The sequence below is a fragment of the Bradyrhizobium sp. MOS002 genome, assembly GCF_003020115.1.
GTDB lineage: Bacteria > Pseudomonadota > Alphaproteobacteria > Rhizobiales > Xanthobacteraceae > Bradyrhizobium.
This window is the reverse complement of record NZ_PYFX01000018.1, coordinates 26251-41341: the sequence shown is the minus strand read 5'-3', so window position 1 is coordinate 41341 and position 15091 is coordinate 26251. Positions and strand designations below refer to the sequence as shown.

13 protein-coding genes are annotated in these 15091 nt (G+C 64.8%); 6 read left to right on the top strand and 7 right to left on the bottom strand.

All coding sequences use genetic code 11. From position 1 onward, the window contains the following. Positions 1–22: 22 nt before the first annotated feature. The 3 genes from C7G41_RS31060 to C7G41_RS31050 form a co-directional block, all read right to left on the bottom strand. Entirely contained in the window at positions 23–1141 is a 1119-nt protein-coding gene (locus tag C7G41_RS31060; RefSeq protein WP_106946105.1) for a DUF2336 domain-containing protein, read from the bottom strand. A 398-nt stretch (positions 1142–1539) separates the two neighbouring features. Beyond that, entirely contained in the window at positions 1540–5193 is a 3654-nt protein-coding gene (locus tag C7G41_RS31055) for an AsmA-like C-terminal region-containing protein (RefSeq protein WP_106946104.1), read from the bottom strand. Positions 5194–5471: 278 nt separating this feature from the next. Next, positions 5472–6701, bottom strand: a complete 1230-nt coding sequence (locus tag C7G41_RS31050) for a cytochrome P450 (protein ID WP_199198703.1) — start codon at positions 6699–6701, stop codon at positions 5472–5474. Positions 6702–6830: 129 nt separating this feature from the next. Between C7G41_RS31050 and C7G41_RS31045 the strand changes: the two genes are divergently transcribed. The 4 genes from C7G41_RS31045 to C7G41_RS31030 all read left to right on the top strand — a co-directional run bounded on the left by C7G41_RS31045 (position 6831) and on the right by C7G41_RS31030 (position 9032). Beyond that, complete coding sequence (locus C7G41_RS31045; RefSeq protein ID WP_106946102.1) at positions 6831–7442, top strand: TetR/AcrR family transcriptional regulator; 612 nt, start codon at positions 6831–6833, stop codon at positions 7440–7442. 193 nt (positions 7443–7635) lie between these two features. Beyond that, positions 7636–8172, top strand: a complete 537-nt coding sequence (locus tag C7G41_RS31040; RefSeq protein ID WP_106946101.1) for a hypothetical protein — start codon at positions 7636–7638, stop codon at positions 8170–8172. A gap of 60 nt (positions 8173–8232) precedes the next feature. Further along, a complete protein-coding gene (locus C7G41_RS31035; protein ID WP_106946100.1) occupies positions 8233–8586 on the top strand; it encodes a hypothetical protein in 354 nt (117 codons plus the stop codon). A gap of 17 nt (positions 8587–8603) precedes the next feature. Next, the gene (locus C7G41_RS31030) at positions 8604–9032 is read left to right on the top strand and encodes a hypothetical protein (protein ID WP_106946099.1); all 429 of its coding nucleotides are present in this window, start codon (positions 8604–8606) and stop codon (positions 9030–9032) included. Positions 9033–9109: 77 nt separating this feature from the next. On the opposite strand, the gene C7G41_RS31025 is transcribed toward C7G41_RS31030, so the two are convergent. From C7G41_RS31025 to C7G41_RS31015, 3 genes are all read right to left on the bottom strand, one after another. Further along, on the bottom strand, positions 9110–9565 hold the full coding sequence (locus C7G41_RS31025) for a hypothetical protein (RefSeq protein WP_106946098.1): 456 nt from the start codon (positions 9563–9565) through the stop codon (positions 9110–9112). A 127-nt stretch (positions 9566–9692) separates the two neighbouring features. Continuing rightward, positions 9693–11066: an HD-GYP domain-containing protein gene (locus C7G41_RS31020; RefSeq protein WP_106946097.1), complete on the bottom strand. Its 1374-nt coding sequence runs from the start codon at positions 11064–11066 to the stop codon at positions 9693–9695. Positions 11067–11286: 220 nt separating this feature from the next. After that, positions 11287–11859, bottom strand: a complete 573-nt coding sequence (locus C7G41_RS31015; protein WP_245446808.1) for a MarR family winged helix-turn-helix transcriptional regulator — start codon at positions 11857–11859, stop codon at positions 11287–11289. Positions 11860–11896: 37 nt separating this feature from the next. On the opposite strand from C7G41_RS31015, the gene C7G41_RS31010 reads away from it, so the two are divergent. Continuing rightward, on the top strand, positions 11897–12805 hold the full coding sequence (locus C7G41_RS31010) for an alpha/beta fold hydrolase (RefSeq protein ID WP_106946149.1): 909 nt from the start codon (positions 11897–11899) through the stop codon (positions 12803–12805). A 57-nt stretch (positions 12806–12862) separates the two neighbouring features. Continuing rightward, positions 12863–13666 carry an isocitrate lyase/phosphoenolpyruvate mutase family protein gene (locus C7G41_RS31005; RefSeq protein WP_106946096.1) on the top strand — a complete coding sequence of 268 codons (804 nt, stop codon included), beginning with the start codon at positions 12863–12865 and terminating at the stop codon, positions 13664–13666. A 97-nt stretch (positions 13667–13763) separates the two neighbouring features. Here C7G41_RS31005 and C7G41_RS31000 read toward each other — a convergent pair whose 3' ends face one another. Continuing rightward, positions 13764–15068 (bottom strand): glycoside hydrolase family 130 protein, encoded by a 1305-nt coding sequence (locus C7G41_RS31000; RefSeq protein ID WP_106946095.1) that lies wholly within the window; start codon positions 15066–15068, stop codon positions 13764–13766. Positions 15069–15091: the final 23 nt, after the last annotated feature.

The following is a 15091-nucleotide window of genomic DNA, read 5'->3' as shown; positions in this document are numbered from 1 at the left end:
CGGATGATGCTCGGTGTACCGCTCAGTGCACCTGGAGCTCGGGCTGACGACCCGTGACAGGATCGGTGCCGGTCTTGCGCGACTGGTAGAATTTCAAGACGCTGCGCGAGGTCTCGATCTTGAGCTTGCCGAAATCGCGCTCGTTGTCGTGGAGCTCGCGCGCCGTGATCAGATGATCCTTGGCGCCGAGGAACAGCAGCGACATGGTGGTGTCCCAGGAGAAGTCGAGCGCCTTGCACAGCACCAGGATCATCTCGCGATTGCGGTCCATCATCGCACGCTCGATCACGTCGACCGGCAGCGACGACAGCAGCGACAGGCCGATCTGCACCTCGTCGAAGCGGTGCTGGCGCGCATAGTTCGAGATCGAGTCCTGGTTGAGGTTGCCCTGCCGGTACTGCGTCGTCACCACGCGCTTGGCGACGAAATAGCTGCGCGAGGACGGGCCGAACTTGGACTGCAGATCGCCGGTGACGTCGCTTACCGAGCTTTGGATCTGCGCCATCATCTCGGGGCGCTCGTGCTCGAGCCGGCGGCGGACGTCCTCCGACGCCTTCGAGATCAGCTGCTGGAAGATGTGGCGCGGCACGTCCTTGCGCAGGCCAAGCTGCTCGGCAAGAATCGAGTCACCCTCGGCGCGGCGGACCATATGCAGGAGGCCCGAGCCGGAGAAGCGCGCGCCCTCGTTCCTGGCAACCGACGTCACGACCTCGTGGTCGCCGCGCTTGACCAATACGTCGGTGACGGCCTCGCCGATCGACTTGCGCTGGGCGATCGCGAGCAGATGCGACTGGCCCTTGGTCATGGCGCTCTCGACCAGCAGCTTCTCGTCGATACGATTGGAGTCGCGCAGCACGGGACCGGCGACCTCGATCTCGTCGGCTATCGCGAGTTGCGCGATGACATTGAGCGGTGCGTGATCGCAGGCCGCCATGACTTCGGAGAGCTGCACCCGTGCGGCGACCTCGATCTCGTCGGCGAGCCGGCCGATGACTTCGCCGAACGTGCTGATCTCGTCGTCGCTGTAGCGGCCTGTGATCAGAATGTCGGTCGCGTGCCACAACGCCTTGGTCCGGCTTTCGTCGGTGCCGCGTGCGATCGCGTCGTCCAGATCCTGCAGAAGTGTTGTCGCGCCGTTCATCCCGATGACCCCAGTTCTTGGCCAGCCATCCTGCTTGTGCCGGCAGGACGCCGAGTTCCTCTGGGAACAGAGACTAGGGAACAAACGCGAGAATCCGGTAAAGTCGGCAGATCAGTTTTGCCGAGCAAAATTCGTTAAAAAGCGAGGGAATGAGTTTACCGGTGAATCTGCAGCCATCCTTCGAGACGCCCGCCTGCGGCCGGCCCTCAGGATGAGGGATGAGTATGCGGCAGCATTTCAACGCAGCCGATTCAGCTAAGCCTCATCCTGAGGAGACCGCGAAGCGGTCGTCTCGAAGGACGAGGCGCTCGCTCAGGCGCCGCCGAGACGTCATATGCAATAGCCCTGCACGCAAGCGGGAGAGGCTAAGAAGGCCCGCGGCCCGACCTGCAAACCAATCACGGATTCTGTGGCGTCAGCACCAGCGGCGGCTTTGGCTTGGGCTTTGCGGGCGGCGGGCCGGGGGCCGGCCTCACGTCGATCGGCGGGGGCAGCGGCGCGATCTGCGTGCTTGCAAGCGGCGGGTTTGTAAGTGGCGGACTTGTAAGTGGCGGACTTGGCGCTGCGGGAGCGGCCTGCGGCGCCTTCGGTGTCGGCGCAACCCTGATGTCAGCCTTGGGCTTCGGCGGCGGCGAACGGCGCGGATCGCGGCCGGGCATCGGCACATCCGTGAGCGACGGCTCCGGCACCGGGTCTGGCGAGACCAGTGTCGGCAGCGCGGCGGTGGCCGGCGGCGGCTCGCCGCGCTCGATGGCGTCCAGCCGGCGCGTCTCGCGATCGATCGTGCGCACCGCAAGCCACGACGACAGCGGCGCCAGATCGACGGTGCGATTGAGCCTGTCGGGGGGACCGGCCGCGAACAGCTGGATCTCCGGCGGCGCGCCGGAGAGGCCCGTCATGATCGGCGTCAGGCTGGCGCGGATGTCGGCCTGGTCGGCGGGGATGTCGTAGCCGCCGGAGACGATGGCGCGCGCGTTCTTGGCCTCCAACGACGTTGCGCCGACGCGCAGGCGCCCGTCGCGGATCGTGAACGGGATCTGCGCCGAGGCCACTGCAATCGGACCCGCCGACAGCGCGGGCTCGACCAGCTGCCGCAACCGGTTGTCGTCGGCCACCTGGCCGCCGTCGCTGGCGCGGATTGCGATCTCGAAGGCGCGCGGATTGAGGCCGGAGATTTCAGCGGAATCGAGCGTCACCGTGCCGTTGCCGGCGAGCGCGCCGGTGAGCGCCGCGACGCTGCGGCCCTGGCTGGTCAGCGCCATCTGCGCCGAAGCCCGTCCCTTCGGCAGCGCGAGGTCGCGATAGCGCAGCGCCGCCGCATCGACATTGCCGAGCTCGATGCGCGCGTTCAGCGTCAGGCCATTGGCGCCATTGCGCGCGTCAAAGCTCGCCGACATCCCGCCGCCGCCGACGCCGCCCTTCAGCGCGTCGAGCGCGAGCGACTGACCGTCGCTCCGGACCGTGCCGCCGAAGGGGCGCAGCTCGATGCCGCCGGGCAACGTGCCGTGCAACGCCTGGAAGGCGACGCGGCCGCGCCAGGCGCCGAGAAGCCCGGCACTCAACGGCGCATTGGCATCGTGTCCGGCCGCGCCGATGGCCATCGCGAGCGCGGGCACGAGGTCGAGCGTATCGAGGCCGACTTCGCCCTCGACGGTCTTCTCCTGATCGAGCGTCACCGCCAGGTGACCGCGCAGATGCGAACCCGCCACGGTGCTCTCGAGATCGTTGAAGGTCAGGCGGTTGCCGGAGAGGGCGACGCGCGAGGACAGATTGACGCTCTGCACCGATTTATCGGCCGGGCTGGTCCCGAACAGCGGGGCCAGATTGGCATTGCGCACGCGCAAATTCACACTGCCTTTCGGCTCCGACAATTCAACTGTGCCTTGTGCGTCCGCGTCCAGCCCGCCGCCGCTGAGCTTTGCAGTCAATTGCAGCTGATGGCGCCACGCGCCGCTCAGATGGCCTTCGAGCTGCGAAGCGCCCTCGCCTGCGGCCACCACGCGGTCGAGCCCGAGCAACGCCAGCAGTGCGCTGGCCTGCGGTGTCGAGACTTTCGAATCCAGCGTGAAGTCGCTGTTGCGCAAGCGCTCGATGTCGATGCCGTTGACCGCGGCCACCGGCGTCTGCGCGGCCAGCGTCGCGCTGGCCTTGAGCTGCGGCGCGTCGAGCTCGAATACGGCGCGCGCGTCGTTGCGATCGGCATACTCGGCGTTCTTGTCGAGGGTGAGGTCGAGCTTCAGGCGGGTCGCGCCTGGCAGCGACGGGATGGCGTCGAAGCGCGTGCGCACAGATGGCGCAAACGGTTCGAGCAGCGCGGTGAGATCGCGCAGCGAATTGGCGGAGGATTTCAGCGCGAGCTTGCCAATGGCCTTGGCGCGGTCGAAGCTGCCGCTTGCTTCCGTGGTCACGCCACTGGCCTGGCCGAACCGTAACTGCTCCAGCGAGAGCGATGCCGGGCCGTAGCCGAGCTTTGCCGCAAACGGCCGCAGCTCCTGCCCGGCCGAGATCGCACGGCCGATATCGAGCGAAAGCTTCGCTTCCTCCGGCCATTCGCCCTGCGGCCCCGAAAGCGCGCGCACAAAGCTTGCGGCGGCATCGAGGTCGAGGCGGTCGGCCTTGAGCTCCGCGTCGATCCGCGAGCCCTTGCTCGCGCCGGTCTGGACGAAAGCGATGCGGCCTTCGACCGCGCCGCCCTCGATGTCGGCCTTCAGCCTGTCGATGGCGAAATGGTTGGCGGCGATGGTCACGTCGCCGGCAAGGCGCAGCGGCCGCGTGCTGCGGCGGTTGACCTCGTTGCGGCCCTGGAGCCAGGCCACCAGCGTATCGGGATCGGAGGAATCGACGCTGAGACGGCCGCTGAAACTGTCGGCGCCGGGCGTGGCGCCGTTGAGCGAGAGCTGCGTCTGGCCCGGTGCACGCAGCTCGAGCCGCTGGAAGGTCCAGGACCGTCCGTCGGTCGCAAGCTCGGCCGTGATGTTCTGGAGCGGCCGGCCGCCGAGCATGATCTGGTCGGAGTTAAACTCGATCTGCGCCGGGATCGGGGCCTGCGGGATTGCGGCGAGGCCCGCACGGAGCGCCGGCAGGATGCGCTGTGGCTCGTCTTTGCCGGCCAGCTTGTCGGCATCGACCTGTCGCGCCGACAGCACGGCACGCAGCAGCGGCGAAGCACCGAACCTGATATCGCCGACGCCGCCGAGCTTCAGCGCGGTATCTTCGCTGCCGAAGCTGGCATCGACCTGCTCGAACTTGGCGCCGGCCGGATCGGCCTTGAGTTTCGTGGTGAGCTTCCAGGGCATCGGCCCCGCCTCGCCCGCCTTCTTGCTCGGAGGCACCGCGAGCGTCAGTGCGCCGTCGAATTTCGGCAGGCGGTTGTCAAAGGCAAGCACACCTTCGAGATCGGCCAGGATCGCGCGCTCGCCGGGATCGATGTTGAGGTGGAGGCGGGTGGCGTTGCCGTCGGCGCTCGGGCCGGAGGAGACGCGGAACGGATAGCGGACGCCAGCGGCGGTGAAACGGCCGTCGCCCCGGACCGAGCCGGCCAGCGAGCGCACGTCGCCGGAGAAGGCGATGTCGTTGAGCTCCAGTGTCGAACGGCTGGCGGCATCATGCAGGGCGATGCGGCCGGTGAGGTTCAGCCGCTCGATCGCCAGCGACGCCAGATTGAAGCTGCCGCTCGCGGTGGACGGCAAATCGACCCGCCCGCGCGCGTCGAGGCCGAGATCGACCGCCATGCCGTTGACCGAAAGCTCGGTGGCGCGCCATTCACCGCGCATCAGCGAGCTCAGGCTGAACTCGACGTCGAGCTTGTCGGCGCGCAGGCGGCCGAGATCGTTGTTGCCGCCGAAGGTGACCGCGCGCAGCCGCAACGTCGGCGCCGGCAACAGCCGCGCGTCCAGCTCGCCCGCCACCCGCACCGGCACGCCGATGATCCTGCCGGCCTCTGCTTCGAACTGGGGCCTGAACTGGTTCCAGTCGACGAAGTAAGGTCCGATCAGCGCGGCCAGCAGCGCTAAGATAAAGGCAATCGCCAATCCGAGCAGCGTCGTCTGCACGGGTCTCCCCTCGGCCAAACCGGATGCGGGCCTTGCCTGAGCCGCAGGGCCTCAGACGTACCGGAACAGCCCCTTATATAGGGGGAAGTGTGGCGAAGTCACAGCGACTGTTGCGCGCGGAGGTTAACGCCGGTGTGAGACCCTCATGGTGAGGAGGCGCGAAGCGCCGTCTCGAACCATAGAGGCCCCGCTCTCGCCCGCGGCCATCCTTCGAGACGCCCGCTTTGCGGGCTCCTCAGGATGAGGGCCAGTGCTCGCAGGACCAGTGCGGGCGGCTATCACCAGCTCGCCGGCAGCCGCTTCAGGCCGCGCAGCACGAAGGTCGGCCGCCATTCCGGGTTTTCGACGTCGTCGATGCGCAGGTCCGGCAGCCGACGCAACAGCGTGGCGATGGCGATCTCGGCCTCGAGGCGGGCCAATTGGGCCCCCAGGCAGAAATGGATGCCGCCGCCGAACGACAGCGGCCTCACATTCTGGCGGGTGACGTCGAGCCGGTCGGGGCGGTCAGGATAGACCGCCGGGTCACGGTTGGCCGAGCCCAGCAGGCAGAGCACGGTCTCGCCCTTGGGGATCTTCGCGCCGCCGAGATCGTCGATATCCTCCAGCGCAACCCGCCCGGTCATCTGCACTGACGAATCGTAGCGCAAAAATTCCTCGATCGCACCCACCATCAGCTCCGGCCGCGCCTTCAACAGCGCGAGCTGATCCGGATTGCGATGCAGCGCAAGCAGGCCGTTGCCGATCAGATTGACCGTGGTCTCGTGGCCGGCGCCGAACAACAGGATGATGTTGGCGGTCAGTTCCTCGTTGGTGAGCTTGTTGCCGTCTTCCTCGGCCTGCACAAGCTGGGTGATGAGATCGTCGCCGGGGCTGCGGCGGCGCAGCTCGAACAGCTGCTGGAAATACATCTGCGCCATCATGTTGCCGGCGTTGCCCTTGGCGATCTCCTCCGGCGAGAGCGGCACGGGGTCGAGCAGCCGGCCGCCGTCGCGCGAGCTGTTATAGAAAGTCTCGCGATGGTCCTCGGGGATGCCGAGCATGTCGCAGATGATGGTGACAGGCAGGCGGAACGCGAAATCCTCGATCAGGTCCATGTGGCCGCGGTCGATCACGGCATCGATGGTCTGGTCGACGATCGCCTGGATGCGCGGCCGCATGTCCTCGACGCGGCGGGCGGTGAAGGCCTTCACGACGAGGCCGCGCAGGCGGGTGTGGTCGGGCGGATCGGCCTGCAGCATCCAGTGGCTCATGCTGCGGAAGACCGGCTCCTCCATGATCTTCTCGCTATAGCGGCGCTTGGAACGCTCGACGAAATCCTTGCCGAAGCGCTTGTCGCGCATCACGAGGCTGACATCGGCATGGCGGCTGGTGACGAACTGGCCGAACGGCGTCACGTGGATCGGAAAGATCGCGCGGAGCCGGTCATAATGCGGATAGGGATCGCGGATGAAGTCCGGCGATAGCGGATTGAACAGCGGACCGCCGGTGCCTTGCACGTGCTCGTTCATGGTGACCTCATATCGGTTGCCGCATGAATCGAATACGCCGGGCAGCCCCTCTTGCGCAGCGTAACCGTCCCTGAATTATCAACTCGATACATTATTGTATCGAGTTGCATTCTGCCCTAAACTGCTCCGATGTCAAGGGTGAGAACCAGGCCAACCAGGGACGACACGCGCGACAAGCTGTTCGAGGCGGCCGCGCGCGTGTTCGAGGAGGACGGCATCGGCGGCGCCAGCATCGAGGCGATCGCGGCGGCGGCCGGCTTCAGCCGCGGCGCGTTCTATTCCAACTTCAAGAGCAAGGACGAGCTGATCATCGCCATGCTCGAGGACCATGTCGCGCAGTCGATCCGGCGCAACATGGACATCCTCGCGCAGCACGACAATCTCGACGACTTCATCGCGGCGCTGAAGGCGATGGATCGCACAAGGCAAGACCCGCTCGGCCGCTCGCCGCTGCTGCACATGGAGATGATCCTGTTTGTCGCGCGCGCCGAGAAGCGCCGGCCTGAACTTGCAAAGCGCCTGCGCGCGCGGCGCAAGCTGGTCGCCGACATCGTCGAGGCGACGCTGAAGAGCAGCGCGAAGGGCGACACGCTGAACCCGCCCTGGATGGCCTCCGTCGTGCTGGCATTGGAAGACGGCTTTCGCCTGCATCGCCTGATCGATCCGGAGACGACGCCGGCCGACAGCTTCTTGCGCGCGATCACGGATCTGCGGCGCAGGACGGGATTGTCGTCGGACTAGCGTCTGTTGTCTTCAGATCGTCGAGCTTCGCTGTTCCCGCTCACCATCAACGCGCCGCGTTTCGCCGCTGGAACCCGGCCACGATCATACGCGCGCATTTTCCACATCGGCATATCCATCCAAGGAACGTTTCTGCAGCTTGCCACTTTATCCCGAGCCTGTTTTGGCAATTTGATCATTGGAGGAGACAACGATGAGGATTCTGAAATTGTCTGCGGCCGCAGCTGCGCTGCTGGCCGGTACGGCGCTCGCCATGGCGCAGTCGAGCTCGACGGTCGGCACTGGCGGCTCGTCAGCCGGCGGCGGCACCAGCAACTCGACCGTCGGCACCGGCGGTTCATCGGCGGGTTCGGGCAGCGGCTCGGGCTCGGCCTCGACGCTTGGCACCGGCGGCTCGTCGGCCGGCGGCGGCACCAGCAGTTCGTCCGTCGGCACCGGCGGCTCCGCAGCGGGCTCCGGCAGCGGCTCAGGCTCGGCCTCGACGCTCGGCACGGGCGGTTCGTCGGCGGGCGGCGGCAAGAGCTCGTCCAGTGTCGGCACGGGCGGCTCTGCGGCAGGCTCCGGCTCCAATTCCGCATCGACGGTCGGCACCGGCGGCTCGTCCGCGGGCGACGGCAAGAGCGGCTCGACCGTGGGAGCGGCAGGCTCCTCCGCCGGTCATGCCAGCGACACCGGCATGGACAAGGGCAAAGGCCACCACAAGGACGAGATGAAGAAGGACAAGGACTGACATCCCGGCCGGCGGAGCGGCAGCAATGCCGCTCCTTCGTCCTTCCTGAGGAGGACTGGCATGAACAGATCAATCGTTGCGATTGCAGCGTTGACTTTGATAGGCAGCGCCGCTGCGGCGGAAACCATGCAGAAAACCGGCAAGACCGCATCCGGCGAGACCTGCCGGGTCACGGTCGAAAAACATCCCGACGGCAGCATCACCGCGCTGGGCTCATCAGGTTCAGGCACGACCGGCTCGACCTCATCGAGCGGCTCGCTGTCGAGCTCGAGCTCGGCCGGCGGATCGTCGGTGCACGTCCAGGCCGCGGGAGGCAACGTGTCGAGTTCGTCCTCGACGGCCGGCGGCCCCGGTTCGACCAGCGCGAGCACCGTCACCGTCAACGGCTGCACCATCTCGACATCGTCACCATAGCAAAAGGAATTTCACAGATGAGAATGTTGATCGCGACCTCGTCTTTCGCACTCCTGCTCGCCGCCGCCTCGCCGTTGTCGGCGCAAACCAGCATGACCGGCGGCACCGGCGGCTCGGCCGCCGCCGGCGGCACCTCCGCCAGCACGCTCGGCACCGGCGGCACGTCGACGTCGGCCACCGGACAGACCGGCTCGTCGATCGCAGCGGGCGGCAGCGCCGCATCCGCCAACGGCAAGGCGCAGTCCGGCACCAGCATGAACAAGGGCAACGGTCCGGTGCTCAATTCCAATGCGCGCGCGCAGGCGCATGAGGGGGGCACGTTCAGCCGCTCCCACACCCGCACGCAAGTGAAGGCGGGCGAGCAGGTCGGGTCGACCACCAAGACCATGTCGCACGTGCCAGGCTCCAAGCCGACCATGTCGACGACATCGACCAATGTGCGCTGAAACCATCCTCACGAGACTGCTGCCCGCACCTTGCGGGCAGTTTTTTCTTTGAGAGCAGACTTTTCTTTGTGAACCGATCAACCGCCGCTCAGCGTGCGGCTGACGCGGGTCACGACTGCATCCCACTGCCGCTTCTCGGCGGCCGGATAGTTGATCAGCACGCAATGCACGTAGCGGCGGCCAAAGTTACAGCGGTCGTACCAGATCTTGCCGCCCCGGGTGCTGGACACCACGAAGAAGCGCGGCGTGATGCGCTTGTAGGTGATGCCGGACGGCGGATTCTTCCGAGCCAGGAAGGCGGCCGGTGAGCTGCCGTCGTTGGGAACGGCCTGCACAGTCAAATCCGCCCGGCCGTCGCTGGTCCGGTACTGCATGCCATAGCCGTCGGGCCGGCCGGCCTGCTCGGTGAAGATCGACGAGGGAATGTCGACATTGGTCCCGGTCTCGGGAATGCGATAGCCACTCCAACTCTCCGCGCGGGCGGCAGCCGGCAAGCTACAGAGCATCACAAGGATGGTGGCGATCTTCTTCATCGTATGGCCCGGTTTGTGCTGGACGGCCGACAACGTGGAGAAACGCCGGACGTTCCTATCCACGACGTGAACGCGCCCTTGTTGGCTCACCAGACGTTGCGAGCCAGATGACGACCTCGGACCCTCGTCAAGCCGCCAGCGTCTCGTCGACGCGTCCAAGAGCCCGGCGAAGGGCCGCAAAGCAGTCCGCGTCGATCTGGGTGTCGATCATCCCCGACATGATCGCAAGAGCTTTCGTCACTGGCATGGCAGCCCGATATGGCCGGTCCGCGGTCAACGCATCGAAGATATCCGCGGTCGTGATGATGCGGGTGTCCAGACAGATCTGGTCTCCCGCAAGCCCACGGGGATAGCCTTTGCCGTCCAGCCGCTCGTGATGCGCCCCGGCGATCGGAGCAAGATCGCCAAACGCGCCGATGCGCGACAGGATCGCTTCGGAATGCGCGGAATGCTTGCGCATGATCTCCCATTCGAAGTCGTCAAGCTTATCCGGCTTGTCCAGGATTGCGTTGCTGACACCGAGCTTGCCAATGTCATGCAACAGCGCGGCACGCTTGAGCCAGCGTCGCCGCTCGGCCGTGAACTCCAGCTGCTCCGCGATCATGTCGGTAAAGAGCGTGACGCGCTCGCTGTGGCCGCTGGTGTAGGGACTCTTGGAATCGACCACTTGGGCAAAGGCAGCCGCGATATCATCCAAATAGTCGTCATCTACCGGAACGCTCGCCTGCTGCGGCAGCAGAGGAACAGTCTCGGACCCATCTTCAGTACCAATCGTGTCCCAGAACCCAGGCTGCGCCGCGATGCGCTCAAAAGCGGCAACCAGGTCTGGATCGAACCAGGTGCCCGCACGATTCCGGGCCTCTCGAAGGGCGGCTTCGGGACCGTTCGCGATATAGAACACATCGACCACCTGGGCCAACAATGCGAGGCGGGAATAGATCGGGATTGCCGTGCCGCGAAGGCCGAGCGGCTTGCCGCCGCCATCCCAATGCTCATCGAGATTCTTGATGCCCTCTGCGACCGGTTCGGAGAAGCGCATCTTGCGGGCGATGTCGGCGCCGCGATGGCAGCGCGTCTCGATCAGTTCACGAGCAATCTCGCCGCCGTTCTGGAAGATGTTGACGATGGCGCGAAACCGTTCGGCCAGGCCTGCTTTTAGCCCGGTATGGCTCAACACGAAACGCAGCGCCTGCGGCAGGCTGCCATTAATGAGCTTGAAGTCCTGTTTGAAGGAGAGATCGTCGGTCAGATACAGCTCGCAGATGCGCGCAGCGTTACTGCTGCAGCCGAGATCCTTCAGCAACAGCGCGTAATAGAGTTCGACCAGTTCGTCCTTGCCGAGGCCGATCTCCCTGCCGACCATGACTCCGATACGGCTGCACCTCACGCAATGTCCGGCCGGCTGCCCCTCCGAGAGATCGAGCGCGTGGCTGAGTGCACCCAGCAGTTCGGAAAGCATGATCCGATCGAGCGGCTTGGGGGCGTGCAGGATGGGGTCCATTGACGGGGGCTCCGGGGCTGGGTGCGGCCAGTGAACAGGGCGGATCACATCACCAGTCAATCAACTGATCACCAGAGCATTAACAGGAGGTTGTTTGCGAGCGATCCGCCGACCGAAAGCCTTGTAGGGCGCCGCGCGGCGTCGCTGCCATGTCCAGATGCCCCAGCACTGTCCTCGCCTACTGGCACAATGCTCGATGTGGCGATCGCGATCCCGCCCGCTAGCGATCGCGTTTGGCCTTGTCCGTGGGCAAGGGGCAATTCGTACAAACGCTGTCGTCGCACATGCGGCAGATCGTGAAGCGATCCATCTCGGACGTATTCTGCCGAGCCAACAACTCATGGAGCAGCGTTTCGAGTCGTTTCGTTTCGGCCGGCGACAGCACATCCAGAAGCGACGCGACGGCCGAAATCCGCGAATTCATCAAATCGTTGCGGGTTGCGGCGCCCTTCGCCGTCAGGTGCAGAGCAACCTCGCGGCCATCCTGTCCGGGCCGACGTTCGACCAGCCGGTCCGACACCAGACGGTCCACCAGCCGGACCGTTCCCGAATGCGACAGGCCAAGGATCCGCCGCAGCTTGTCATTGGTCATGCCCTGGCCATAGCCGATGACGACCAGTGCCGCAGGCGTCTCACCACCGCGGCCTATGACCTCGCGCGCGCCCTGCTCGATGCGATCCATGACGGCGAGCGAAAGCGCCCCCAGCAAATTTGCGATTCCATTTTCCATGAGCCGGACAATATGTGCGGAGCGCACAAAAAACAACTTGACGAATATGTGCGCTACGCACATGTTTCGCTCGCGGGGCACGATGACATGGAGAATGACGATGAATACTGGGAGCGCGGCACGACAAGCGAATGCCCAAGCGAACACCGGAGGCACTGAACCCGCCTTGAAATACGTGCAGGCCAACGGCGTGCGCTTCGCCTATCTGGAACAGGGCGACGGCCCCCTGGTCATGTTCCTACACGGCTTTCCCGACAATGCCTGGTCGTATCGAAAGCAGCTGCAAGTCTTCGCGGATGCGGGGTATCGTGCGGTCGCGCCGTTCCTGCGTGGCTATGCGCCGACCGAGATTCCCGCGGACGGCATCTTCGATCCCATCGCACTGGGCAAGGATCTTGAAGCCCTCATCGCGGCGCTGAGCGACGACGGACAGGCACGCGTCGTCGGCATGGATTGGGGCGGCACCTCGACCTTTCAGGCGCTGGCCACGGCGCCATCGGCAATCAAGGCCGCCGTGGTCATGAACACCGCACATCCGATTACAATTTCGAGCATCAGACGGGATCCGGAGCTCGTTCGAGCCGTCTTCCACGTCTATTTCTTCCAGCTGCCCGGCGCCGAATCCGCGGTCAAGACCGAGGGACTTCCCTTCGTCGACTATCTCTGGAAGCTGTGGTCGCCGACATTCAACAATGCCGCGCACATCCGTTCGATCAAGGAGACGCTCAGCTCTCCCGGCACGATGGCCGCGGCGCTGAAATATTACGGAGGCCTGACCGACGCGGCGCTCGCGGGCCGGCTGCCGATCAATGACATGCACACGCCGACGCTGACGATCTACGGCAGCAACGATCCGACAGCGAGGTACTCGGTCAAGGAGGAGCCTTTGTTCAAGGGGCCGCACAAGCGGATTGTCCTGCCCGATGTCGGGCACTTCCCGCACCTCGAGCGTGAGGACGAAGTCACCGGCCTGATCATGGACTGGTTCAAGACGCACGCGCCTGACTAAACGCAGAGGGCGGTGGCCCACAACATCCTTTGAGTTCTCTAATCTGGAATGCGCGCAATGGACGCCAAGACACAACAGCAATACGCCGAGACCTTTCACGCCCTTCACAAGAAGGGACATCCGCTCGTCCTGTTCAACGCCTGGGACGCCGCCACCGCCAAAGCCATCGCGAAGACCTCTCCGGCCATCGCGACCAGCAGCGGAGCGGTCGCCTCCGCACTTGGATACGCCGACGGAGAAAATGTCCCGCTCGACATGGTGACCGGCCTCGTATCGCGGATGACCGCGGCCGTGTCGGTTCCAGTCTCAATCGATCTGGAGGCAGGATATGGCGACACCCCGGAGGCCGTCGCCAGATCGGCGACCGAGATTTTGAAAGCCGGCGCTGTCGGCATCAATATCGAGGATGGGCTCTTCGGGGGGAAGCGGCAGCTGGCCAATCCCGAACTCCATGCCGCCAAGATCAAGGCCGTGCGGCACGCCGCGAAGGATCTGGGATTGCAGCTGTTCATCAATGCAAGAACGGATCCGTTCCTGCTGAAATTCGGATCGCCGGACGAGTGCCTGAATGAAGCGGCAAGGCGGGCGAAAGTCTGTGCCGAGGCCGGCGCCGACGGAATTTTCGTACCCGGCCTCACCGACCTTGCTCTCATCGAAAAATTCGTTCAGCTCACGCCTCTGCCGGTCAACATCATGGTGACACAAGGCGTTCCCGCACTTCCGGATCTGGCTCGCGTCGGCGTTCGGCGGGTCAGCCTCGGGCCGTGGCCGATGATGGCAGCGATGCGGATGATCGGACAGGCCGCGGCCGCGGTTGCCGCGACTAGGCAATACGGCACGTTCCTGCAACCGGAGGCCTGAGCCTGGCCATCACCAGCTCGAAACAGTGCTCTGCGCCGATCGCTCCACGCTTTTTCCATCTCACCGGATGGATGTCGAGAAACGATCAGCGCAGTTCCTATGCACCACTGTCCATGGCCGCGACCAGGGACGCGATCTCAATCGTCGAGAAATTGCAGAAAGTGTCGGAGACCGCGTAGGGGAAGATGATCTTGTCGCGGTGCCGCATCGCGCCGCAGGTATAGACGACGTTCGGAACATATCCTTCCCGTTCGGAAGGGTCCGGGCGCAATAGCGGCTCGCGCAGGCGGCCGAGCACCTTCGAAGGGTCCTTCTTGTCCAGCAGCGCGGCCCCGATCGAATATTTCCGCACAGGGCCGACACCGTGCGTCAGCAGTAGCCACCCCTCATCGAGCTCGATCGGAGATCCGCAATTGCCGATCTGCACGAACTCCCAGGGGTATCGCGGCTTCAGAATCGGCTGGCCGCCATCCCACGTATGGAGATCGTCGGAAAAGATCAAATAGAGGTTCTCGTTATCCTGGCGCGCGATCATCGCATATCTGCCCTCGATCTTGCGCGGGAACAACGCCATGCCCTTGTTGCGCGCGGCATTGCCCTTCAGGGTTGATAGCCGGAACGATACAAAATCGGACGTCTCGATCAGCTCCGACCGGATCGCCCGTCCGCTATAGGCAGTGTAGGTCGCGTAGTAGATCGTCTTGCCGGCGTTGCTGAATTGCACAAAGCGGGCATCCTCGATCCCGTTCGACTGCGCTTCGGTGATCGGAAAAATCACCCGCTCGCTCAGATCTTCCCCAGCCGCGAATGTCACGTCAATCTCGTCGCCGCCGGCGCCCGATGTCAGCCTGACAAGATTGGGGCTGGATGCAAGACGCGCCGTCGGGTCGATGGTCACGGTCCCGTCTGCCGCAACAAACCCCGAGCGAAATGTCAGCGAAGACACATGACCCTCGCCGACGGCACGAAGACTCAGGATGAAGCGGAGGCTGCCCTCCGGCGTTCCGGACTGATCGGGATGCGGCACGATGCTCGGATTGAACAATGCCGAGGCCTCGAACGAATATTCGTTGAGGAAATAGGCGCCCGCGAGTTGGCGCTGGACCTTCGTGAATGCAGCATGGTCGGCCAGCGCCTCTTCCATTTCCGCGGCGCGCGCCTCGAAGATCTGCAACAAATTGCGGTGACGGCCGAGGAAATTCTCCAGAACGTCGGCCAATTGCCGGTCAGCCGTCTCGGGATCGAGCGTGAGCACCCGTTCGACGATATGGTTGGCGCGGGTCTTGTCCGTCGGGTTGAGGTCACGCGGCTCTGTTGCCGGCTTGAAAGGCCGAACGATGACGCGGGTCGGATCAGGCCGCAGCTGAAGAGCTTGGCGTTTGAGGAAGGGAGATTGCGACAAAACGGCCTCGATGAGTTGAAGAG